The organism is Pedobacter sp. N36a (assembly GCF_014472395.1).
Classification (GTDB): Bacteria; Bacteroidota; Bacteroidia; order Sphingobacteriales; family Sphingobacteriaceae; genus Pedobacter.
The window spans coordinates 361,513-383,946 of the sequence record NZ_JACSZW010000002.1 but is presented as its reverse complement, the minus strand read 5'-3'; the positions used below and the strand labels follow the sequence as shown (position 1 = coordinate 383,946).

15 protein-coding genes are annotated in these 22,434 nt (G+C 42.3%); 4 read left to right on the top strand and 11 right to left on the bottom strand.

Annotated features, from left to right (window positions below):
• The first annotated feature begins 126 nt into the window (after window positions 1-126).
• Window positions 127-867, top strand: coding sequence for an arylesterase (locus H9X96_RS05380; RefSeq protein WP_255431008.1), 741 nt, complete (start codon window positions 127-129; stop codon window positions 865-867).
• On the opposite strand, the gene H9X96_RS05375 is transcribed toward H9X96_RS05380, so the two are convergent.
• The 9 genes from H9X96_RS05375 to H9X96_RS05335 form a co-directional block, all read right to left on the bottom strand.
• Window positions 862-2,802: a beta-N-acetylhexosaminidase gene (locus H9X96_RS05375; protein ID WP_255431025.1), complete on the bottom strand. Its 1,941-nt coding sequence runs from the start codon at window positions 2,800-2,802 to the stop codon at window positions 862-864. The genes H9X96_RS05380 and H9X96_RS05375 overlap by 6 nt on opposite strands.
• A 76-nt stretch (window positions 2,803-2,878) precedes the next feature.
• Window positions 2,879-4,063, bottom strand: a complete 1,185-nt coding sequence (locus H9X96_RS05370) for an AGE family epimerase/isomerase (protein WP_187665293.1) — start codon at window positions 4,061-4,063, stop codon at window positions 2,879-2,881.
• Between the two features lie 13 nt (window positions 4,064-4,076).
• Complete coding sequence (locus tag H9X96_RS05365; RefSeq protein WP_187665292.1) at window positions 4,077-6,173, bottom strand: GDSL-type esterase/lipase family protein; 2,097 nt, start codon at window positions 6,171-6,173, stop codon at window positions 4,077-4,079.
• 110 nt (window positions 6,174-6,283) lie between these two features.
• Window positions 6,284-7,858 (bottom strand): sialidase family protein, encoded by a 1,575-nt coding sequence (locus H9X96_RS05360; protein WP_222943836.1) that lies wholly within the window; start codon window positions 7,856-7,858, stop codon window positions 6,284-6,286.
• A gap of 191 nt (window positions 7,859-8,049) precedes the next feature.
• Window positions 8,050-9,291: an MFS transporter gene (locus H9X96_RS05355; protein WP_187665291.1), complete on the bottom strand. Its 1,242-nt coding sequence runs from the start codon at window positions 9,289-9,291 to the stop codon at window positions 8,050-8,052.
• 3 nt (window positions 9,292-9,294) lie between these two features.
• A complete protein-coding gene (locus H9X96_RS05350) occupies window positions 9,295-10,416 on the bottom strand; it encodes a galactose oxidase (protein ID WP_255431007.1) in 1,122 nt (373 codons plus the stop codon).
• A 53-nt stretch (window positions 10,417-10,469) separates the two neighbouring features.
• Window positions 10,470-11,399 (bottom strand): dihydrodipicolinate synthase family protein, encoded by a 930-nt coding sequence (locus H9X96_RS05345; protein ID WP_187665289.1) that lies wholly within the window; start codon window positions 11,397-11,399, stop codon window positions 10,470-10,472.
• An 89-nt stretch (window positions 11,400-11,488) separates the two neighbouring features.
• On the bottom strand, window positions 11,489-13,063 hold the full coding sequence (gene nanU / locus H9X96_RS05340; protein ID WP_255431006.1) for a SusD family outer membrane lipoprotein NanU: 1,575 nt from the start codon (window positions 13,061-13,063) through the stop codon (window positions 11,489-11,491).
• 9 nt (window positions 13,064-13,072) lie between these two features.
• Window positions 13,073-16,387, bottom strand: coding sequence for a SusC/RagA family TonB-linked outer membrane protein (locus H9X96_RS05335; protein WP_187665288.1), 3,315 nt, complete (start codon window positions 16,385-16,387; stop codon window positions 13,073-13,075).
• A gap of 167 nt (window positions 16,388-16,554) precedes the next feature.
• Between H9X96_RS05335 and H9X96_RS05330 the strand changes: the two genes are divergently transcribed.
• Together H9X96_RS05330 and H9X96_RS05325 are read left to right on the top strand one after the other, a co-directional pair.
• Window positions 16,555-17,259, top strand: a complete 705-nt coding sequence (locus H9X96_RS05330; protein WP_187665287.1) for a FadR/GntR family transcriptional regulator — start codon at window positions 16,555-16,557, stop codon at window positions 17,257-17,259.
• 22 nt (window positions 17,260-17,281) lie between these two features.
• Window positions 17,282-18,100: an ion transporter gene (locus tag H9X96_RS05325; RefSeq protein ID WP_187665286.1), complete on the top strand. Its 819-nt coding sequence runs from the start codon at window positions 17,282-17,284 to the stop codon at window positions 18,098-18,100.
• On the opposite strand, the gene H9X96_RS05320 is transcribed toward H9X96_RS05325, so the two are convergent.
• Both H9X96_RS05320 and H9X96_RS05315 read right to left on the bottom strand, forming a co-directional pair.
• Window positions 18,097-18,786 (bottom strand): ABC transporter substrate-binding protein, encoded by a 690-nt coding sequence (locus H9X96_RS05320; protein WP_187665285.1) that lies wholly within the window; start codon window positions 18,784-18,786, stop codon window positions 18,097-18,099. The two genes, H9X96_RS05325 and H9X96_RS05320, sit on opposite strands and share 4 nt — an antisense overlap.
• 488 nt (window positions 18,787-19,274) lie before the next feature.
• Complete coding sequence (locus tag H9X96_RS05315; protein WP_187665284.1) at window positions 19,275-19,796, bottom strand: DUF2314 domain-containing protein; 522 nt, start codon at window positions 19,794-19,796, stop codon at window positions 19,275-19,277.
• 346 nt (window positions 19,797-20,142) lie between these two features.
• Here H9X96_RS05315 and H9X96_RS05310 point away from each other — a divergent pair, with 346 nt between their 5' ends.
• Window positions 20,143-22,407, top strand: coding sequence for a family 20 glycosylhydrolase (locus tag H9X96_RS05310; RefSeq protein WP_187665283.1), 2,265 nt, complete (start codon window positions 20,143-20,145; stop codon window positions 22,405-22,407).
• Window positions 22,408-22,434 lie beyond the last annotated feature (27 nt).

Here is a 22,434-nt window from a genome sequence, read left to right as displayed (position 1 = left end):
AGGATTTGGGTCGTCATTGCAGCGGTCATTCAAAAAGACGCTATGTTTTTGTCTCACCATGCCTCATGCGGTTAAATATAACCCTTTAACAAGTATTCACGATATTTTGATAAATAATATTTATATATGTTACAGCTTAATTTCAAAGGTTCATCCGTATTGATTTATATGTTTTCTATAATGAGCGTATTCAGTGCCTGCACTGGAAAGCAAGGATCCAGCGCTACTGATCAGGGAAAAACCGAGCCAAATAAAGCCATGGAAAGTACTGAAGTTAAGCCCGAAAACAATAAGGCAACAGAAAAGGCACTGGCAGAGGAGAAAACCATCTTATTTTTCGGAACCAGTCTTACTGCAGGATATGGTTTAGCGGTTAATGAAGCATTTCCAGCCTTGATACAGCAGAAAATAGTGGAAGCTAAACTTCCCTATAAAGTGATCAATGCAGGTTTAAGCGGGGAAACTTCTGCCGCAGGCAATAGCAGGATTGACTGGCTGCTGAAACAGCCTGTAGACCTATTGGTACTGGAGCTTGGCGCAAACGATGGCTTAAGAGGACTTCCTTTAAAGGAAACCAAAAACAACCTTCAGCAGATCATTGATAAAGTAAGGAAAAAGAACCCGGAGGTGAAAATTGTACTGGCGGGGATGCAGATCCCACCAAGCATGGGTACTGATTATGCGAAAGAGTTCAAGTCGCTTTTCCCGGAATTGGCCAGGAAAAACGACTTGGTATTGGTTCCATTCCTGCTTCAGGGTGTTGGTGGCGTACCAAAGCTGAACCAGGGAGATGGGATTCATCCTACTGCGGAAGGGCAAAAAATCCTTGCAGACAATGTATGGGCAGCTTTAAAGCCAATCCTATAAAGGATCTGCTGCGACGAAAGTAAACATCCACTTCTGCGGATTTTTCCAATCTGCGCCTTTAAAGCTGGCGATCGGCAATTTGATCAGCACCTCATTCCAACCTTGTTTTAAGGCTATTTTTGTAGGTGCCCTGAATTCATAACCTTCATCTATCAAAGGGATTTCCATGTTTCCAGATAAACCGGCTTGTTTCCATGCGGGTGGATCAATCAGGACTCCATTCACCTTAACATTGCTTTTGCGGCTGTCCCAGGTTCCTTTTTCAGGAGAACTGGAAGCATAAGAACGGGACATATTGTTAAAGCCGATCCAGAAATCTTTGGATTCTGCCTCGTCTGCCCATATTTTGCGATACGCATACCAGGTGGTATTTTCCTGAGGTTTGTCCAATACTCCGGTCACCTGAGGGGTCCACCAGTGTCTGAGTATGATCGTACCACCAACAACTTCCATGGCTGCCGGCAAACTATCCAGGTTTACATTCGCTGTTTCCGGATCAAATGATGCGGTTAGATCCCCTCCATTAGCAAAAGGACCGATCAGCTTCCAGGTCAGCTCCGCCTGTGCGACATAAGGAAATGGCAAGCGTCTAAAATAGCGTTGTTTATGCTGCATCAGGCGATTTTCAAACTCAGCATAGCCTTGGGCTTCCTCTGATGCTGGTTGTCCTATTTTAGCCATCCAACCAGGTATTCCGCCGCCTCTCCAGCTGCGTTCCGAGAAGGCCAGCATTGCAGGATAAACAGGATTTTGAGTTAAAGCATCTTCTGGTTTATTGATGTTCCGGTCTGGCCAGTTACAAATTACGCCACCTAAAGCGTTGGCATTGCCTTTATCCAGGTTCGAAATTTTCCTGTTAAAGATGGTCGCCACACTTTCTAAAGGATCCATGTGGTTCAGGTAAAGGTGTCTGGAATCTACGTATTGTATGTTTTTATTCTTACTCACTTTGGTGGCCCCTTCCATCCATAGCTGGCGGATGGTACTTTCCGAAAAATTCCCTCCTGGCTCCCATCCGATCACCTTTTTACCAAGCTGTTCGATCAGTTTGGTCACTTCCGGAAGGAAGTTCGCATTCGTGATTTTAACCTCATCTGCACCGATATGTAAATAGGGAAGATTGTAAGTCTTGATAAATTCTCTAATCAGGTTTTTAACAATGTTGAGGCCGGTATCGCTTTGCATTTCCGTCTTCATGGCTCTTTTGAAAGCGTCGCTATGGCCAGGCATATCAATTTCTGGTACTAGCGTAATGTGGCGTTCTTTACAGAAAGCAATCAGTTCTTTCATCTGGGCGACCGAATAAAAATCACCTTTATTGCGGAGCATGGTTTCTGAAGCTGTCAGCTGGGGATAAAGCTTGCTTTCCAATCTCCAGGCGATGTCTTCTGTGGCATGAAAATGAAAAATGTTCAGCTTATAAGCCGCCATTACCTCTATTTGCTCTTTCAGCATGGCGACAGACTGAAAATTACGTCCTACATCCACCATATAGCCTCTCCAGGAAAATGCCGGCCAATCGAGCACCTCGCAGGAAAGTGCTTTTTTATCTGCCGATATCAGTTGTTTTAGCGTTTGAATACCATAAAACACCCCTTTTCTATTCAGCCCTTTAATCTTGATTTTCTGAGGATTTATGGAAAGACGGTAGGCTTCCTCTTTAAATTCAGCGTCCAGCATCTCCTCCTTAGCCAACACAATGTATTGGGATCCATCACTTGGTAGTTTTCCTATTTTAACCTCTATACCTTGACTTTTAAGCGCCTTTTGTAAGATTTTAGCTTCCGGAATGAACTCGTCATTCTCTACCACTATGAACTGGCAATTTTTAAAATCAAAAACACCGTCCTTCCTTTCCATACGTTGTGGAAGGGGCATTAAAGCAGGCATTGCCCTTTGGTCCTCTTTCAGAGTTGGGACCTGGGCATACAACATATCGATGGAGAGCAACAAAATGATAAGTATTAAAAGGTTTCGGTTAAACATCATTATAATTCAGGAATAATAAAACTTATTTCTCTAGGTGTTCTGCCAATAAAGCGGCACAATACCATTCTTGGCGGGGTAAATGAAAGGGTCCTTTAAAGAGGTTTCCTTTAGCGGTTTGTGCCAAAGTTCCATCTTTGTGCAGGTAGCCGAACCATTCGCCGTTCTTTTTATCATGAAAATGACCGTAGGCATAATCGTGAACCATTTTATGCCATTTTGCATATTTTTCCTCACCAGTAATCGTATAAGCCAGTAAAGTGGCAATAATCACTTCATTATGCGGCCACCAGAACTTCATGTCCTGCCAATATTCCTGCACGGGTTTATCATATACATCTTTGAAATATAGAATTCCACCATGTTCTTTATCCCATCCGCGTTCCCACATATAATCCAGCATTTTACAGCCCAATGCGATCAATTTAGGATCATTGTTTCTGTATTTTGCTTCGTGAAGAATAAACCAGGCCCCTTCAATCGCATGACCAGGATTTAGCGTTCTACCATCAATATGGTCTACAATACTCCCATCTGGCGCCACTTGTTCCATCACACAGCGGATGTCATCTTTCACAAAATAAGTCTCAATTTCAGCAATCCATTTGTCGATCCATTCATCACAGCGCGGATCACCAATCGTTTCTCTGAGCTGCTGGGCGGTGTTCATCATGATCATCGGCACCCCGATTCCTTTGGTAGGTCTGGTTCCTGTAAATTTAGGCGCCAGCAAACCTGGAGTTGTCGAGTACTCGATACATTTTCCAAAAAGGTATCTCGCCATTTCAGCAGCTGCTGGATCTCCGCTTGCTTTTGCATAAGCGGCATTAGCGATCACGGCAAAGGTTTCCGAAAAATAATACCGGCGTTTCCTGATCGGCTGACCATCACGGGTCACATGGAAAAACATCTGCCCATCGTCATCAAAGCAATATTTATTCAGGAAATCAATGCCTGATTTTGCTGCTGACAACCACTCTTGTTTGGGTTCAATCGTATTGTAAAGCGTAGAAAGCAACCAGGCAGCCCTCCCCTGTATCCAAACTGCTTTGTCGTCATCTATTAGCGTTCCATCCTGATCTCTCATCAGCAGGTACCCCCCAAATTCCGTATCTACAGACCTCGGAAACCAAAAAGGAACCGTATCATTTAAAAGCTGATCGTTATAAAATTGCTGTAATTGCTGAAGGTCTTCTTGAGTATAATTCATGTCTTTAATATTTTTAATTAATGGGCATAGCGAAGGTTGAAGCCGGCAAACCATTATTGTTGATGAGGTTTGCGCGACTAAAAGGCGCATAACTATACCGTACTGTTCTTATTTTTTCTGCTTCTATTTCCTTAGGGAGCTGAATATGGACTTTGTTGTTTAGCAAAATAGCGGATACGGGAATAATGGCTCCTTTTTCCAAGACCAATTCAAAGCCTTTTAGTGGCTGATCATCTTTTACAGCCAATGGACTTCCTGCCGCAAATGAAACCTCAATCGTATGGTCTTTCAGGGCTGCCGTTGTTGGAATCGGCCCATCGGCAATGACCTTTTTACCATAGCTATGCTGCAGTGCCTGTAAGGCCAAACGCTGGCCAATTTCTTTTTTTCTGGTCGGATGAACATCCAGAGAATCGCCCAGATCTGAGCTGACCGCCATATAAGCTTTAGCTACCTGATCTTGAATTCTGCCTTGCATGACCCTAAAGTATGGCCATGAAGGGCGATTTATTCCAGAAAGCTGTACGTAGTAAAATGGAAAATCCTGGCCCCATTTCTTTCTCCAACTTTTAATCAGTACTGGAAAACTGTGTGCGTAAAACTCTGGATTCTGCGTATTACTTTCTCCCTGGTACCAGATCACCCCTTTTATTGGAGCGCTGGTCAGCTGTGCAATTCCAGCTTCATAATTGTATGCTGGTTCATAAGGATGACGCTGTTTGGGATTCGTGGCATTTTTTAGGTTCAGGTTTGCACGTCCGCGGGCCCATTCCTGAACGAAATCAGATTTACGCCAATTGGTCAATACATCTACCAGCTGAGGATCGTGTTCCATCGTGTAGCGGTCGATCCATGATTCCAGTGTGGAACCGCCAACGGCCATTTGGATCAGCCCGATGGGCACTCCTTCCTCCTGTACCAGCTGCTGGCCGAAATAATACCCAATGGCAGAAAAACCTGCAGCAGTTCCTGGAGTTGCCGGCTCCCAGTTTCCAGAGAAATAGTTCAAATGGTTCAATTGAGCCAAAGTGGTACTGTCCCAGGATACCGCATCGGTTTCAGCAAGGGGCTTAAATTTCATCAATCTAAGTTTCGGCTGTGCAGGAAATTGCTGTAGTTCTGCCGCTCCTGCAGCGGATTGTTTCAATTGAAAATACATATTAGACTGTCCGGAGCAAAGCCAAACATCGCCAAGCAGTACATCAGTTAAAACGATCTTTTTCTTTTTAGCGGTGATGCTCAGCTGGTAAGGCCCGCCATGAGGCATTGCAGGAAACAGCACTTTCCATTTCCCATCTTTTCCGCTGATTCCGGTTTTCTTCTGACCGTTAAAAACGACGGTAATCGGTTCATTCGCGTCGGCGGTTCCATAAATTGGAATAGGCAGGTCGCGTTGCAGCACCATATGATCAGTAAACAGCAAAGGCAGTTTTAATCCGCCATAGTTACCGCTTAAACTGCTATATATCGTTTTGGCTATGATGGCAGCGCCTTCCTTGTCAGGATGTAGATTATCGGCAAATAAATCCGGACGGTTATTTAAAGGGCTGTTCAGATCAATCAGCGTTGCCTGATTGTCTTTAGCGATCAAAGGAATCTCTTTTTGAATCTGCCAGTACCATTCCCGGGTCCCTGATTTAAACCTTGGGTGCTCAGAAAAAATGGGTGTCAGCCGACAAACATATAACTTGATTTTAGGGTTGTTCTTTTTTAGGGTATCCAGCAGCCAGGCGTAATCCTGCTGAAATTCATCGCGGTATTCCGGCCAGTTTCTAGGATCTGTATCGTTCAGACCGAGGTGCACAATGGCAATATCGGCATGAAAATCAAGCGCCTTAAGAAATTCGTTGGTCTTAAAATAGGGCCTGTGTCCTTTCTTTAATAAAGTGGCTCCGCTCAGGCCAAAGTTCCCTACTTCATAGGTATTGCCCAGCAAACCCTGCAGTACGGATGGGTAGGATTCAGCAACTGGATCTTTAAGCAAATACCCTGCGGTAACGGAATTTCCGATGCAGGCTACTTTGATCTTTTTCCCCTGTGCGAACAGATTGACTGGTAAAGAAAGCGACAATAACCAAACGACCAGGATGATGTTTTTTGTGGTTCTCATTCCGTTTTGTTGATTTTTCTTGCTGATGGTTGATCAGCTTGGTTTCGTAGTTCAGCAGCTATAAACTGCAAAGAACGAATCCAGGTAACTTCGCTACCTGGATTCATTGTTTATTTTAAAAGGTCTTTTACGGGAATGCGTACAAAGTATAAATCACGTACGCCTTCATATAACAGGCCTAAAGTATTTTCATCTATTTTAGTCAGTGCGGAGTATCCGAAAGAACCACGGTCGTCTACCAATAAATTGGCATCCTGCCAGGTTTCTCCAAGATCCAAACTCATTTTAATGGTCAGGTCTTTTCTGTCTGTGGAGGAGTTTGGGTTGCTGAAAAACAGAACATCTTTCATTTTTCCTTTTACTTTCACACGAGCTTTAATCAAACTGGCCATACAAACCGGGTCTATTAGGGCTTTCACCGAGGTAGGATGTGTTTCCCAGTTCAAGCCCATATCCGTAGTGGTGGCTACACTTCTGAATTTCCCACGGTTGTCACGCATGTTCAGCATGATTTTGCCAGGCGTAGTTTCTACCAGCTGACTTTCAGTAGTATTTGATTTCGCACCTACTCCTGCTTTCCAGGTTTTACCATGGTCGGCACTATAAATTAAAGTAGAATGCGGCATTTTGTTCTCATCCCAATATTGTGCAGGGAATACTATTTTACCATCCGCCATGGCGATTCCATTTCCTGGGCCAGGGAAAAACAACCTCCATATTGGGTTTTTCACCTCTGCGGTAATGCTATAAGGTTTTGTCCAGGTTAAGCCATCATCGGTACTGCTGACTAAAGCAAATTGTCCGGTTTCTTCTTCAGAAAGACCAGGGCCAGAACCTGCAATAGAGCGGTTTCCTTTGCTCCATAATGCCGCTACCCAAATGGTTTTTGTGACTGGGTCGAATAAAATAGAAGGATCCCCAACACCATTATTTTCATGGGGAGCGCCCATATCCATAATGATTTTCATTGGTTCCCAGGTTTTGCCGCCATCTTTACTTCTGCTCATGCCCACATCAATATTACCTGGCAAATCACCGCTATTCTTATAACGAGCGTCATAAACAGAGATTAACGTTCCTTTATCGGTATCGATGATTCCAGGAATCCGATAAGAATTAACCTCATCATCATTAGGATTTCTGATGGCGATCCCCAGTCTGCTTGCCGCTACGGGACCTTGAATGCTGATTTTATGTTTTACATCGGCTGCATCTATTAAATCTGAAACTTTTAATTCCACACGATCGTCAATATTAGCCTCCGGTTTTAAAGTAGCACTGATCCAGATCACTTGTTTACCGGGAGCGAGTGTAGCAGTCAGGGGAATGCGGAAGTTTTTTCCGGAAACCGTTACATCGCCAATCTTTTTCTTTGTATCCAGCACTTGCTCTTTTCCCTTATTCTCCGTACTCAAATAAGCTTCCAGAGCTTGGAGATCAGTTAAACCTGCTTTATTCAGCGTACCTAACAACGCTTTAAATGTTAATCCTGCTGCCGGAACCTCAATTTCCATACGCCATAGCGGATTGATTGCTTTTCTTTTGAGAATCGGGTTTACGGTTTGCTGCGCGCTGATCTTTAAATCAACCGCATTGGATTGAACTTTCTGGCTGCTGGCGGTTAACCCAGTCGCTATTAGAAAGAGAGAAAGGGCAGCACATTTGTAATGTTGTGAAATCATCATGTTTAGTTTTATCGTGTTAAAAAGTTTCGGCAAGTAAATCTTGTAATTCGCTTATTGGTTAGTATCGGCATTTACTTTCATTCGTATTTTATGGTATTGGCATTAGCGTCATTATCCCGCCTTAATCATGGGACATGATCTCAATTATAGCTTAACAGCTATAATTTCCTTAATAAAAGGCCCTGGTATCCTTAAGCATCGGCAAAGTCGTTTACTACTGGTCTGAGGAAGTAAAGCTGTACAAACAGCGCCAGGCACACAATTCCGGCAAGCATGGCAAAATCCTGTCCCAGATGACCAGCATCTGAAGATTTCCCCAGCAAATCGGTAATGAATGCTCCGAAAAACACCCCGGTCATATTCATCAAACCATAGGCTGTTGCCCGGTATTTTGAGGAAACAAACTGACAAAGGATCGGCATATTATTGGCGTCAAACATCCCGAAGCCCAGGCCAAAGCAAAGTGCAGCGCCCATCACATGGAACAAGGAATGTCCGAAACCTAAAAACAGTAAGGAAGGGATCGTCAGTGCCAGGCCAATTGCGCTGGTATAGATCCTTCCTTTAATATTTTTCTGCACCCATCGATCTGAAAGAATCCCACCAAATATCACCCCTACAAAAGAAGAGAAAGCGATCGTGATGGTCGACAAGGGGCCGGCAGTAGACATTGGAATGTTCAGGTTTTGTGCAAAGAGCGTTGGCAGCCAGTTTTTCGCAGCCCAGCCGGGTAAGCTTGGAATGGCAAAATAGAACAGGATAATCCAGAAGGAAATATTGGTAAATAGAATGGCAAAACCTTTAAAGATCGAAGGTTTTACCTTCATTTTAATCTCATCGTCCATTTCAACGCTTTCGCTTGCTTTTTTCTCTCTCAGGAAAAACACCAGCACCAATGCGTAAACGACACCTACAATTCCAAAAGAGTGAAAAGTAGCCTGCCATGAAAACTTGTCGGCAATGGTTGCACCGAAACCGCCTAATGCCTGCCCCATGTAAAGGCCAGTCATATGGATTCCAATCGCTAATGAACGTGTTTTCGAAGAGTGAAAATCTGCAATCAGCGATAATCCCGCAGGAATATATAACGCTTCACTCACGCCCATCAATGACCTAAGCCAGTAAATCTGATTAAAAGTAGTGGCATAACCCATTAAATAAGTGACCAAAGACCAAACGAACAAACTGCCTACAATCAGCCATTTCCGATTGAATTTATCGGCAATAATTCCAGAAACCGGGCTCATGAAACCGTAGATCCATAAGAAAATGGCCATCAGGTATCCAAAGTTTGTGGCCGACTGCAGTTCATGAATATCGATCTGCATTGCCGGCTTCATGGTAGACAGCATCTGTCTGTCCATATAATTTAATAGTGCCACCACCCACAATAATCCAACCACCACCCAGGCATATCTGTTTGTGTTTTTCATTTTCTAGTCTTTAATTTTTCCGAGCGTAATGTTTGGTGTCCTGACGCCAGGCTGCACTTCTCCGCTAGAAATAATGATATTATTGTTCCATTTTGTGGCCATGGCCGTTACCTGTGCTGGAAAAGCTAATTCCCCCAACTTTGACCAGGTATTCTTCCCTGTATCATATCGTAAAAGTCCTTTGTAAAAACCTTTATGCTGAATACTCAGCTGGTTCTTTTCGGTGGTTAATTTCGCTTTCTCTGCAGGGTCTTCCGTTTTAGCGATTCTGGAGATATAAGTTTCTATCTGATGAAAAGTCTTGCCATTGTCGCCGCCAAAGATCAGAATCTCGTTCTTTCCTACAGCCACACCAGTTCCTGCAGAGAAGTTCATCACTTCTTTTCCGTCCTTAATCGGGGCACCTTCTTTCCATGTTCTTTTTTCAGGATGATAAATAAACACGGTAGAATGAAGGTCGCTGATGCCGGAGGCTGTTTTCGTACGTCCACCAATCACATAAATCGATGACCCTTGTACCAGAACTACCGAATTGGCCAATGGAATTGGCAATTCCGGCAAGACCTGCCAGACTCCAGCAGGATGACTCAAATCCAGGCTAAACACCGCTTTAGAAGTTGATTTTTCCTGGTCACCACCGATCGCATAAACGAGGTTCCCAATACTGGTCAGGGCAACATTTGTTAATGCGATGGGCAAGCTAGCTAAAGGTTTGGACAAAGGAATTTGCTGAGCGTCATCCCATGTCATTAGAAAAACCTGATTCGACAATCCTTTTTCATTTTCTCCACCTGCATACACCAGTCCGAATTTGGTACTGGTATTCCCGCAATAGGCAATCGGTTCCGGCAAATAGGCCTTTTGTTTATTCCAGGAAAACGTATTCCTGGTTTGCTCCAAAATATGTATCTCGTTTGAATAGTGCTTCTTACCGCCTTCCCATGGCTTTTTATCTGGAAAATTGGCGCCACCAGCAACGATCAGCCGATCTTGAAGCACTGCATTGATTGCTCCGGCAAAGCCGATAGAAGTTTGCCCATCGGGCGCTTGTAATTTAGCTGCAATAGACCATTCGATCTGCTCAGCAGGAGTTTTCTGTGCGAAAACGGCTGTTGTTGTCAACATAAGGGGGGCTGATAGATAAAATAAGTACTTGCTCATCGCATTCATTAATTAGGCTAATGAGCTGCTTTTGATTTAAAATTATCGAAACCAACAGCGGCTACATCTTGTTTAAAACTCTCAAATTGTGCGGCAGTCATATTTTTTACCGGCAGTCTAAATTCACCGCAATCTACGCCAACTAATTTCAAATAGGCCTTTCCAGTAGCAATACCACCGTATTTACCTAATAGTCTGATCATATCAATTGATTGCTGCTGTAAAAGCTGTGCTTTTTTCAAATCATTCTTTTCAAAAGCGGTAATCATATCATAATATAAAGGAGCGGCATAGTTAAAAGTACTTCCTACAGCACCTTTAGTCCCTAAAACCAAGGCAGACAGCATGTTCTCATCACGTCCCCAAAGCATATCATATTTACCATTTTGGAAATGGATACAAGATAAGAAATCCATGAAATCTTCATGTGTATATTTCACGCCAGCGAAATTAGGAATCTTCCCGTCGATGGCCTGCAGCAGGTCGTACATGGCAAAACCAACACCTGTCAATACTGGAATATGGTAATAATAGAAAGGCATATCTGGAGCAACTGCGGCAATCTCCGCGCAGATCGTGGCCAGGACATCTACATTTGATGGTTTAAAATAAAACGGTGCAGTGAACGAGATGGCATAAAGGCCAATTTCTTTAGAAAACAAGGCCAGGTCTTTACAGTCGGCAATGCTGGTTCCCCCCAGAAACATCATTACCTTAAAGTCTTGGTCGCCGCGTGTGCAATCTGCCCATGCCTGTGCCACTTCTTTTTTCTCTGTGTTGGTTAAGGATACACCTTCTCCGGTAGAACCGCAAATGAATGCACCGGTTACTTTGTTGGCTTTTAAAAACTGGTAGTAGCTTGGAATCAAGGCCACATTTAATTGTCCATTTTCATCCATTGGCGTAAATGGAGCGGCAATAAGGCCTTGTAAGTGTTGAATCGTCATTTTATAAGGGGTTTAAAGAATACAAAATCAGGGATGGTTAAATTAGGAGTGTCGACCATTACGGTCTCCACTCCTACACCAAATATTTATTAGAATTGTGAGTAGCCGGTAGTTTGAACCAGGGATTTGTTATTGGTTAAAGAAACACGGTCAATTGGCCAGAATAATTTATAGGCATCAGCGGCTGTTAGTGTCGTATTTGCATACACAAAGCTGTCTCCCATACGTCTTAAATCGTACCAACGCTTTCCTTCTCCGATAAACTCGAAGAAACGTTCCTGTAGAATTGCTTGTTTAATGTTACCATCACCAGGCATGTTCGGGAATCCCTGAACAGCAGGATCATAATTTACACCATAGGCTCTGGCTCTTACGGCATTGATTTCGGCAGCAGGACTTTCGCCTAATATTTCTTTTGCTTCTGCAAGCAGCAGCAACAGGTCAGCATAGCGATAAATTGGGTAGTCATTGGTATATTTTCTGGTTGCTGCATCTTGTTGTCCCTGGAATTTCTTTAGGAAAGTACCTGCAATCGTATAGGTTCCGGTAAGAGACCTATTATAAGCGGCCTGGATGGTCGCCAGTTTACGAGTGTCTTTGTCATTAAACTTCCTGTAATTCGCGATTTTTATAGGTGCCCTTAGCTGACCAGAATAATTATCGGTCGTTACATTAAATTTCCTGTTGGCCAAAGAATCGTAGTAATTCGCAATTAAACCTGTTTGTGGCGTAAATGACTCTGGAATAAAGGTCATTTCTGCTTCATTCAAGGCATATTTGCTGGCAAGGATATTCTCCTTATTAGGCTTAGACGAGAACAGATCTGCAAATGGACTGAGTGCTGAATTGTTGGAAGTGGTCGCTAAAGCTAGATCAGGAACATTGGTTTGAATGTCTGTCAGCGCTTCTTTTGCAGAAGTTGCATCAGTTGAACCACCAGTTCTGTGTGCTGTCCAGAGGTAAACATCAGCTTTCAGCATTAAAGTTGCCGACTTAGACCAATAGCCTTTGTTGTGCTGAATTGAGTAATTAGTGCCAAAATTCTGTATCGACAAATCAATATCTGCCTTAATCAGCTTCATCACATCTGCAGCAGGCGCTGCAGCTTTAGCCAGGTTAAAAAGATCCAGGTTAGCCGCATCAATGAAATCCGTGATGATCACTGTATTTCCCCAACTGCGGTACAGTTGATAATAATAGAATGCGCGCATTCCATAAGCCATCCCCAGTTCATACTTTTTAGTCGCCTCAGTCACTACGTTTCCTGTATTGAGCTTATAAATCAATAGGTTTAACTGATTGATATTGCTGTAAAAAGTACCAAAAGTGTTTACTCCGGCAGCATCCAATGTTAGCGTTTGCAGCCACATGCGTTCCAATCCCTGTGAGGCTTCACCGGTAAAAGAAGCAGTAGTACCTGGATCGTTGCCATAGATATCAGCTCTAAGTTCACCGAGGAACATGAAATTCTTACTATGGCCACGGAATTTACTATGGATCCCTGCTACAAATGTGTCATATTGATCATTGGTTTTCCAAAAAGTATCATCACTAGGATTACTGATTGGCTTTAATTCCAGACTTTTCTTGCAGGCGCCAAGCGTACATACGAGTAAGGCTGCTGCGATTATATTTTTATAGTTATTTTTCATGATGTTCATCATCTAGATTGATTAAAAGGAAACTTCTAAGCCAAAAACAAAGGATCTTGCTGTAGGATATGCCCCTAAATACACGCCTGTAAGTTTGTTGTTGGCATCTAAAGGTGCTTCCGGAGAAGATCCAGTAAACTTGGTGATATAGAATAGGTTCGTTCCTGTTGCATAAATTCTTGAATGTGATAAGATTTTAGATTTCGCCATTAATGATTTAGGCAGCGAGTAAGAAAGCGTCAGTTCTCTTAAAGCCAGGTAATCTCCTTTTTCATATAGCAATGAGTTGTTTCCATTCAAATTAGCGGCAGCATTATTTCCTCTGGTATAGTTTTGTTTAGAACCTACTACCTGATCTGCAAAGTATACCTTAGGAATATCGGTTACGGTATTGTCTGGGCTCCATGCTTGTTTGATCAGATCTGTATAGTTGAAAGTTCCCTGATAGTTACCAAGGGTACGTGCCAGCAGGTCATTATAAACGGTATGACCTAATGCAAATTCAAATCTGGTGTACAAAGTAATTCCTTTGTAACCTGCGGTTGCATTGAAACCACCAGTCCATTTTGGTGCTGTATTTCCTAAATACACCTGATCTCTGGAATCGATAATGTCATCTCCATTTACGTCTAACCAGTTCACATCACCTGGAGTAATTCTACCTGTTCCTGCTACTCCTGGCAGCAAATTAGGTCCGTATATATTTGCAACTGCATCTTTTCTATTGCCTGCAATGCGATTTACTTCTTCCTGATCTTTAAAGATAGAAACCTGTTTGTAGCCATAAATATCTCCGATAGACTGACCTTCCTGAAGACCACCTACCCATTTCAACTGGCCAGATTTAGCATCAAAAACCTGTAGACCACCTTGTCTGTTGTTTTCATTGCCATTGAAAGGAAGTTGCAGGACTTTGTTTTTCACAAAACTGGCATTCGCACCCAGGTTCAGTGTGAAACCTCCTGCTGTACTCAATACTCTTGCGTTTACCGCAAACTCATATCCTTTATTTTGAAGGGTACCTGAGTTTGTTTTTAGCGGCGGATAACCGATATAATCAGGCAGTAATAGATCAGTTAACAAATCTGAAGTTCTGCGGTCGTAATAATCAAATAGTAAAGTGATTTTGTCTTGTAACAAACCAAGGTCTAAACCAGCACCTAAAGTCTTACTTCTCTCCCATCTCAGGTCCTGATTGGCCAGTTTATCATGGTAGAAAGCACCCGCCCCGTCATAACTTGCAGGAGAAGTGTATACCCCCTGAGTTTCATATCTACCCAGACCAGCAATATTACCATTCACCCCATAACTCAATCTAGGTTTTAAGGTAGATACATATTTGTTGATTCCTGAATTCACATAAAAGTTCTCTTTTTGAACATTCCATCCTGCAGAAACACCAGGGAAATAACCCCATTTATGCTGATCCGGTAAGCTGGAAGCCCCATCCGCACGAATTACTGCGGTAAACAAATACTTCTGATCAAAATCGTAAGCAAACCTACCGAAGAAGGAGTTGATGCGGTAAACGGATTTATCACTGTAATTTGCTTTTTCTCCATTTACTATGGCAGGGAAAACGGTAGAAGCATTGATGGTAGGAATCTCATCTGTTGGTGCATTCTGACCATACAGCTGAGAATTCATGGTTTTAATCTGGAAGGTTTCCGCCCCAGCCATCGCGCTGAAATTGTGTTGATTTAAAGACTTGTTATAGTTCAGAATACCATTAAACTGCGTCTGGAAATCTCTTCTTAATTTGTTAATTGCATCTCTGCTCTTGCTATTTATAGATTGTGGACTAGCAAAGATATTGGTATATAATTGCGTTGATTTTTGGAAAGACTCATCTTTTCTATCTAATAGATAAGCATTAGCTGTTCCTTTAAAATATAAGCCTGGCAGTAAATCCCATTTTATGGAACCGTTTACCACTACTTTATTCACCTCATTGTGGCGGTCTAATCTACCTAGCCAGTACAATGGATTACCATCACTGGCACTATTTCCAGGATTTGGTAATGTTTTAGCTTCGTCTATCCATGGGTTAAACGTTGGCCAAATGGCCATACTTCGGTATAAGGAATTCACCTCACCACCAATTGTACCTGTTTGAGAAGAAGTAGAAAGTGTGGTCCCCCCAGCAATTTCGATATTAGGTTTTACTTTATAAGATCCGTTAAGGTCGGCGGTATAACGTTTGTATTGAGAACCTACAATTACCCCATCCTCATTGTAAGAATCAAAAGCAGCAAAGAACTTACCTTTATCATTTCCACCATTTGCACTGATATAATGGTCTTTAGTATAAGTATTTCTGAACACCAGGTCTTCAATCTCGCCGCCGTGGTTTTTAAACATAATCTGATTACCTGACGTAAAAGGATCATTCATCACTTCCCAGCCCTCTAGCAACACAGTTGTTCCAGCAGTAAAAGACCTGATGTCGAAACTGGCCAGATTGGCTGCATCAGTTAGTAAACCCAATCCCCTTGAGCCATTTACCTGAAGGTCTGTTCTACCCGCATTCTTATAACCTAAACGTGTGTAATAGATATAGTCTCTGGCGTCTAAATAATTATAGCCTGCTCGTCTCACATTGTAACCACCTGTAAATTTATATTTAATCTCGGCAGCACCTGCTGATCCTGTTTTGGTGGTAATCAAAATTACCCCGTTGTTTGCTCTGGCCCCATAAATTGCAGTTGAAGCCGCATCTTTAAGCACCTCCATAGACTGGATATTTTCAGAAGAGATGTCGTCATAATCCCTGATGACCCCATCCACAATCACCAATGGTGTTCCTGGAGAATTGATAGAAGCCCCGCCTCTAAGAAATACAGTTGGACCAACACCGGGCTGCCCACTTTTACTAATCGCCTGTACGCCGGCAATGGTTCCCTGCAAAGCAGAACCCACATTGGCACGCGGTGCATTTGCCAGCACCTCTTTATCCAGCTTTGCAATAGAGTTGGTTACGGTGCGTCGGTTTTGCGTGCCATAACCTACTACTACAATCTCATCAAGATTAGCAGCTGAGGGCTTCATGACCACTTTCAAATTGTTGTTATTACCTACTTTCAATTCCTGAGGCAGGTAACCGATATAAGTAAACACAAGCACATCATTTGGAGTCGCGTCAATGATGAATTTCCCATTAAAATCGGTTTGCGTACCGGTCTTTGTTCCTTTAATTGAAATGCTGACGCTTGGAATCCCCTGTCCGTCATCTTCGCCAGTAACCGTGCCGGTTACCTTTTTGTTTTGTGCAAATGCGCCTATAAAGGAGGATAGGCAGCACACTAAAACAATCGTTTTTAGGTAAAACTGTTTCATACTATTGGTTTTTGGTTAGCATTATGTTATACATAATACCACTAAGTTGAGATAAATATTATTTGAAAGCAAGAATTATTTATAATTTATTTACCGTCATTTTTGATAAACCGCTTTATTAGTATTAATTTAGGGGTATACTCTCACAATTTATTATTATACATAATATGGAAAGCAGCACAGCGAATACATTTATCCAGATGGATACCAGCAGTTTGGTCGATAAAGTAGAGGCCAATCTTGTGCAACTACTGGTAGACAGGAAGTTGAAAATCGGAGATGTTATTCCTACAGAAATAGATTTATCGAAAAACCTTGGCGTTAGCCGCACCGTGACACGTGAAGCACTGTTAAGGTTAAGAATGAGAGGTTTGATAGAGACGAAAAAGAAAAAAGGCTCTGTCATCACTAGTCCTGATATTTTTAGCATCATTGGAAAATCTCTTGACCCCCATTTACTGGATCAGGAAACTTTAAAAGAAATCTTTGAAATGCGTTTGGTTTTGGAAATAGGCATGGCCGATTTTCTCTTTCAGAACATCACTCCAGAACACATTAAAGAGTTAAAGGAAATCGTTAAAAACGAACCTGACACCTCTGAAAACTATGTTTTTCATATCGATCATGAGATTGCTTTTCATGGAAAACTGTATGAAATCACAGGAAATCAGACTTTAAAGAAGTTCCAGAAATTACTTCTTCCGGTATTTGATTACGTTCATAATAGTGGTTTGTTAAAGAAACAAGCGACTATTAAAAAGTTCGTTTCTCATAAAGGCCTGGTGGATATACTGGAGAATGGTTCTGCAGAACTGTTTAGAAATGCAATGCGCAATCACCTGGAGAATCACTTTTTAAGAATTTTTAGTTAAATCCTTGAAAAAGCTGCAAGATATGGAGAAGAAAAAACAAAAGGACTGGCGGGAAAAACTCCATGAAATCATCTATGAGTCCAACACTTATGCCGGCAAGGCATTTGATGTAGCCCTGCTGATTGCCATTTTTGCCAGCATCCTGATTGTGATGCTGGATAGTGTCAATGGTTATCACCAAAAATATGGTGGATTATTCTCCATTATTGAATGGACTTTCACTGTTTTATTCACCATAGAATATATCCTGCGGCTGGTCATCATCAAACATCCCATTAATTACGTCAAAAGTCCGCTGGGAATTGTGGATTTGCTGGCCCTGATCCCTTCCTATCTGAGTGTGATCTTTGTTGGCGGACAATCCCTTCTTGCCCTGCGTGCATTAAGGTTACTTCGTGTATTCCGGATTTTTAAACTGGGCAGGTACCTATCGGAAATGAAATTCCTAACGGTCGCCCTAAGAGGCAGTATGCGAAAAATCAGCATCTTTATGCTAACCGTACTCGCCTTAGTGATTGTATTGGGTTCTATTATGTACCTCGTAGAAAACAGAGAAAATGGCTTTTCAAGTATCCCGGAAAGCATTTACTGGGCCATTGTGACCATTACTACCGTGGGTTATGGGGACATCTCGCCCGTTACGCCTTTGGGGAAATTTGTAGCTTCTTTAATTATGCTCACCGGCTACGCCATTATTGCGGTGCCCACCGGTATTATTACCACCGAAATGGCTGTTGCCGCCAGAAAGAAAGGCCATCACCATGAAGTTTGTCCGGGTTGTGGCCGCGAGGGCCACGATGACGACGCTAAGTACTGTAAATATTGTGCAACGAAACTTTAAAAATCCATTCCTGCAAACCACTTATTGTAAATGCGATCATAGATACCATTCTCTCTAAGTAATTTCAAGGCTTCATTAAATTGATCTTTCAGCTCCAGATCGCCTTTTTTCATGGCAATCGCATACTGAGAATCCGTACCCGGCAAGAACAGTCCGATTTTCAGCTTGTCGTTGTTTTGCAGAAAACCATTGGCAATCGGTGAATCATCAATTAAAGCATCAATCTCACCTGACTCCAGCTGTTCGTACAATTCCTTATTGGTATCCGCATGTACCATATTGGCCTCAGGAAATTTAGTATGTACATGACGTTCCGCCTCTGCGGCAATCCTTACCCCTATCTTTTTTTCCTTAAAATCCTTCACTTCATTGATCAGTACATCATCGGCAGGCACTACTGCACAAAGCCTGAACTGCAGATAAGGTTCTGTAAACTCAAGAATGTGTTTACGTGTAGCCGTCATCGTTACAGCAGAGCAGATCAGATCCAACTCTCCTTTAAATAGTTTTCCAAGGATCTTCTTCCATAAAGAAACTTCATACTGTATTTCAAAATCAAGTTGCTTTGCAATTTCGCTGAGCAGGTCTACTTCAAAACCTTCAAATCGTTCAGAATTATAGTCTGAGTGCATTGGGAATGGTGCGGCAGAGTCTAAACCGACTTTTAATACTCTCTTTAAGGCCATATTCAATTGGGGGATTAAGGGTTCAGGCGCGGCTAATTTACGATTGTAAAAGCAATTTATTCCTATCCCAAATATAAAGAATACTGTCCTGCTAGGAATTCAATCCATAAAAGCAGGATAAGGCAATGAAAAAGAGTCGGTTATTGGGAATGTAAAAAAACAGTAACGATATCACTCCGGGGTATTAAAAAGAATCATTACCTTCATACCATATTTTATTATCAACTTTAAATAGCAATTCGTATGGTAGCTTTCTTACTTTCACTTGTAGTGATCATTATGTTTTCCGCATATTATCTATCTTTTATTAAAAGACCAGTAGATACAAGCGATTCTCATTAATTATATTTTTTTAACATTGCTTTCTATAGATCAGGAAGCAATGTCTTCATCTAATATCCCGATCACCTTCCAGCCCAGCCCAGTATTTAAGGTGAAGAACTTTTTCTTACTGACTAACCCATTGGGATAAGTGCAGACTTCAGTAATCACATAGGCATCCTCCGCAAATTTCTCTCTTTTGGTAAAGCGGCTTGCAGTGCCTCCGAAGTTTCCTGTATCATTTGTTTCGTATCCAGCTTTCGATCAATACTTAGCAGCAGCAGCCTCGCCTCTTCATAAAAATCTTTACAAGAAATTGTACCTTCAATATCCTGATTGGCATAAGCCACCTCCAAAGCAGTGATGGCCCCTTCCGGTGTATTCAAATCAGGGATAAAATGATCTACACCTGCATCTATAGCGATCCCTATAACCTCATCAAAAAACTGTCGTTCTCCCTGAGGAAGTCCATCCCAAATTGCCCGAATCGTATAACCGCCAATCAAAGTCCCTTGTTCTACAATCATCCAGTCAGAGATCAGGAACCTTCCAACACCAATTTCCTGACCTAACTTTATATTCTTCACCTGAATAGGTTCATTGCCAACCTTTCCATATAGATTTCCTTCTTCATCAAAATCGGGTGCTGTTAACCAAAGGTGCTCCACAAGGTGATCTTCTTTCACCATTACTTTTATGGAAAAATAGTCCTAACCAGGCGTCGGTCTTATCAGATGTTCTTCGAAATACCATAGCGTTAACCGGGCTTTTTCCATTGCCCAGCTCATTTCTTCCCCTTCTCTAGGGATATACCCTAAACCGAATACCTTCTTCTTTTCTAAAAAACTGCTTTTTCTAAAAAATGACGACAAGAAACCCATGAGCGTATAATTTATGGTTTTCTAAAAATAATAATTTCTTTTTATAATTAATTACACATTTAAGTGGCAGATCAGGAAACAAAATTCAATCTCAGTTTCTTTTCTCCAGATAAAGCGTAAATTTGAGCACACAACACACCTGAAACCAATCATCATGACTACGACTAAATGGGCTGCAGCCCTTTCTTTTGCTGCAACATTATATTTAACACCACAAATTACCTATGCACAGGATTCTTTATTCCTCATCCCAAAGCCACTAGTTCAGCTCGCTAAAACCGGACATTATATATATACTACCCACACGGAAGTTTTCGCCAGTTCGGAATTTAAGGAAGCAGCAGCACTCCTGCAGGAACACCCTTACCTAAAATTCGACCAGGTAAAACCGCTAAAGAGCGCTAAACACTTACCGAAACAAGGTGTGGTCTTGTTGAAAGCGGCTAAAGGTGATACGCTTGCCGAAAATGGCTATCGCCTGGAAATTACCCCAGACAGGATTCTCATTACCGCACATCAACCACAGGCTTTGCTGCTGGGAATCTCCACCCTGCGTCAGATTGCTTATACCAGGAAAGATACTAAAACACTGCCGGCAGTATGGATTGAAGATCAACCTGCTTTTGGCTACCGTGGACTGATGCTTGATGTTTCCCGTCACTTTTTGCCCCTTACTTTTCTAAAAAAATACATCGACCTTTTATCTTTATACAAGTTAAACACCTTCCATTGGCACCTCACCGATGGTGCAGGATGGCGTTTAGAAATTAAGAAATACCCGGAGCTGACCCAATTTGCAGCCTGGAGAACTGATGCCAGCTGGAAAAACTGGTGGAACAATGGCCGCAAATATGCAGAAATGGGAAGCCCGAATGCTTCCGGAGGTTTTTATACTGCCGAACAAGCAAAAGAGCTGATCGCTTATGCTGCAAAAAGAGGAATTACTGTGATTCCTGAGATTGAAATGCCTGCCCATAGTGAGGAGGTACTTGCCGCCTACCCTAATTTATCATGTTATGGCCTGCCTTATAAGAACTCAGAATTCTGTATTGGCAACGAAGATACCTTTAAGTTCCTAGAGAATGTGCTGGATGAAGTTTTAGCCATCTTTCCCTCTAAATACATCCACATTGGTGGTGATGAAGCCGATAAAACAGCCTGGAAACAATGTCCGAAGTGCCAGAAAGTAATTAAAAACTTTGACCTGAAAGACGAGCATGGTTTACAAAGCTATGCGATCAAAAGAATGGAAGCTTACCTGAGCAGTAAAGGGAGGAAGTTAATCGGCTGGGATGAAATTCTGGAAGGCGGATTAGCACCTGGTGCAACAGTAATGAGCTGGCGCGGCGAAAAAGGTGGTATTGAAGCGGCCAATACAGGTCATGATGTGATCATGACGCCGGGCTCCCACCTGTACCTGGATTCTTATCAAACCAATCCAATTGGTCAGCCGGAATCTATCGGCGGCTACCTTCCTTTGAAAAAAGTATACAGCTACCAACCTATTCCTGCGGAAATTGAGCCTGCAAAGCGGCAGCACATCTTAGGCGTCCAGGCCAATGTTTGGGCAGAATATATGCCAACCTCGAATCAAGTAGATTACATGGTATTCCCAAGGGCGATTGCACTTTCAGAAGTAGCCTGGACACCGGTAAAGCAGAAAAACTGGGACGATTTTCAATCCCGTCTCCAAAAGCATTACCGCTTATTACAGCAATTCAATGTGAATTATTATCCGCCATCCAACAACCTGAGTATACTCTCCAACTTTGATATGGCCAATAAAGTGGCCCAGGTGACCATCAACTCAGAGCAGTTTCAACCAGAAATCCGGTACACACTGGACGGCAGTAGCCCTACAGCTCAATCTCCATTATACAAAGATGGTATTTCCTTAAACCAGACCGGGACCGTTAAAGCGGCGATCTTCAAAGATCAGCTCCCTGCCGGAGCGGTACAATCGCTGGAAATTGACTTGCATAAAGCGATCGGTAAAAAAGTAACCTACAATAATAAATACAGCAGCAATTATCCGGCACAAAAAGAGCTCAGCTTAGTGAATGGACAAACCGGAGATTTAACTTATGGTGACGGGCAATGGCAAGGTTTTCTGGGTGACCTGGATGTCACGATCGATCTGGAAAACCCTCAGGCATTACAGCAGTTGAAAATGAGGTATATGCAGTTGACCGGGCCTGGCGTATATATGCCATCCTATGTTAAAGTAGCTCTTTCCAATGATGGAATTAATTTCAAAACGCTTCCACAGGTAGACAATGACGTACCTTACACTGACGCTTCTTTAAGGTTTAAAACTTTCATTTTCGACCTCAAAGGAAATACCGGACGGTACATCCGGATTACCGCAAAAAATGAGAAAAAAGGATTTATGTTTAGTGATGAAGTAGTCGTTTATTAACGATTGCTTCCTTTACAAAGTGATGAG

Excerpts from the sequence above, each read along its gene's own strand:
- H9X96_RS05380 (WP_255431008.1), top strand. The coding sequence starts at position 127 with ATGTTACAGCTTAATTTCAAAGGTTCATCCGTATTGATTTATATGTTT.
- H9X96_RS05375 (WP_255431025.1), bottom strand. The coding sequence starts at position 2,802 with ATGTTGTATGCCCAGGTCCCAACTCTGAAAGAGGACCAAAGGGCAATG.
- H9X96_RS05370 (WP_187665293.1), bottom strand. The coding sequence starts at position 4,063 with ATGAATTATACTCAAGAAGACCTTCAGCAATTACAGCAATTTTATAAC.
- H9X96_RS05365 (WP_187665292.1), bottom strand. The coding sequence starts at position 6,173 with ATGAGAACCACAAAAAACATCATCCTGGTCGTTTGGTTATTGTCGCTT.
- H9X96_RS05360 (WP_222943836.1), bottom strand. The coding sequence starts at position 7,858 with ATGATGATTTCACAACATTACAAATGTGCTGCCCTTTCTCTCTTTCTA.
- H9X96_RS05355 (WP_187665291.1), bottom strand. The coding sequence starts at position 9,291 with ATGAAAAACACAAACAGATATGCCTGGGTGGTGGTTGGATTATTGTGG.
- H9X96_RS05350 (WP_255431007.1), bottom strand. The coding sequence starts at position 10,416 with ATGTTGACAACAACAGCCGTTTTCGCACAGAAAACTCCTGCTGAGCAG.
- H9X96_RS05345 (WP_187665289.1), bottom strand. The coding sequence starts at position 11,399 with ATGACGATTCAACACTTACAAGGCCTTATTGCCGCTCCATTTACGCCA.
- nanU (WP_255431006.1), bottom strand. The coding sequence starts at position 13,063 with ATGATGAACATCATGAAAAATAACTATAAAAATATAATCGCAGCAGCC.
- H9X96_RS05335 (WP_187665288.1), bottom strand. The coding sequence starts at position 16,387 with ATGAAACAGTTTTACCTAAAAACGATTGTTTTAGTGTGCTGCCTATCC.
- H9X96_RS05330 (WP_187665287.1), top strand. The coding sequence starts at position 16,555 with ATGGAAAGCAGCACAGCGAATACATTTATCCAGATGGATACCAGCAGT.
- H9X96_RS05325 (WP_187665286.1), top strand. The coding sequence starts at position 17,282 with ATGGAGAAGAAAAAACAAAAGGACTGGCGGGAAAAACTCCATGAAATC.
- H9X96_RS05320 (WP_187665285.1), bottom strand. The coding sequence starts at position 18,786 with ATGGCCTTAAAGAGAGTATTAAAAGTCGGTTTAGACTCTGCCGCACCA.
- H9X96_RS05315 (WP_187665284.1), bottom strand. The coding sequence starts at position 19,796 with ATGGTGAAAGAAGATCACCTTGTGGAGCACCTTTGGTTAACAGCACCC.
- H9X96_RS05310 (WP_187665283.1), top strand. The coding sequence starts at position 20,143 with ATGACTACGACTAAATGGGCTGCAGCCCTTTCTTTTGCTGCAACATTA.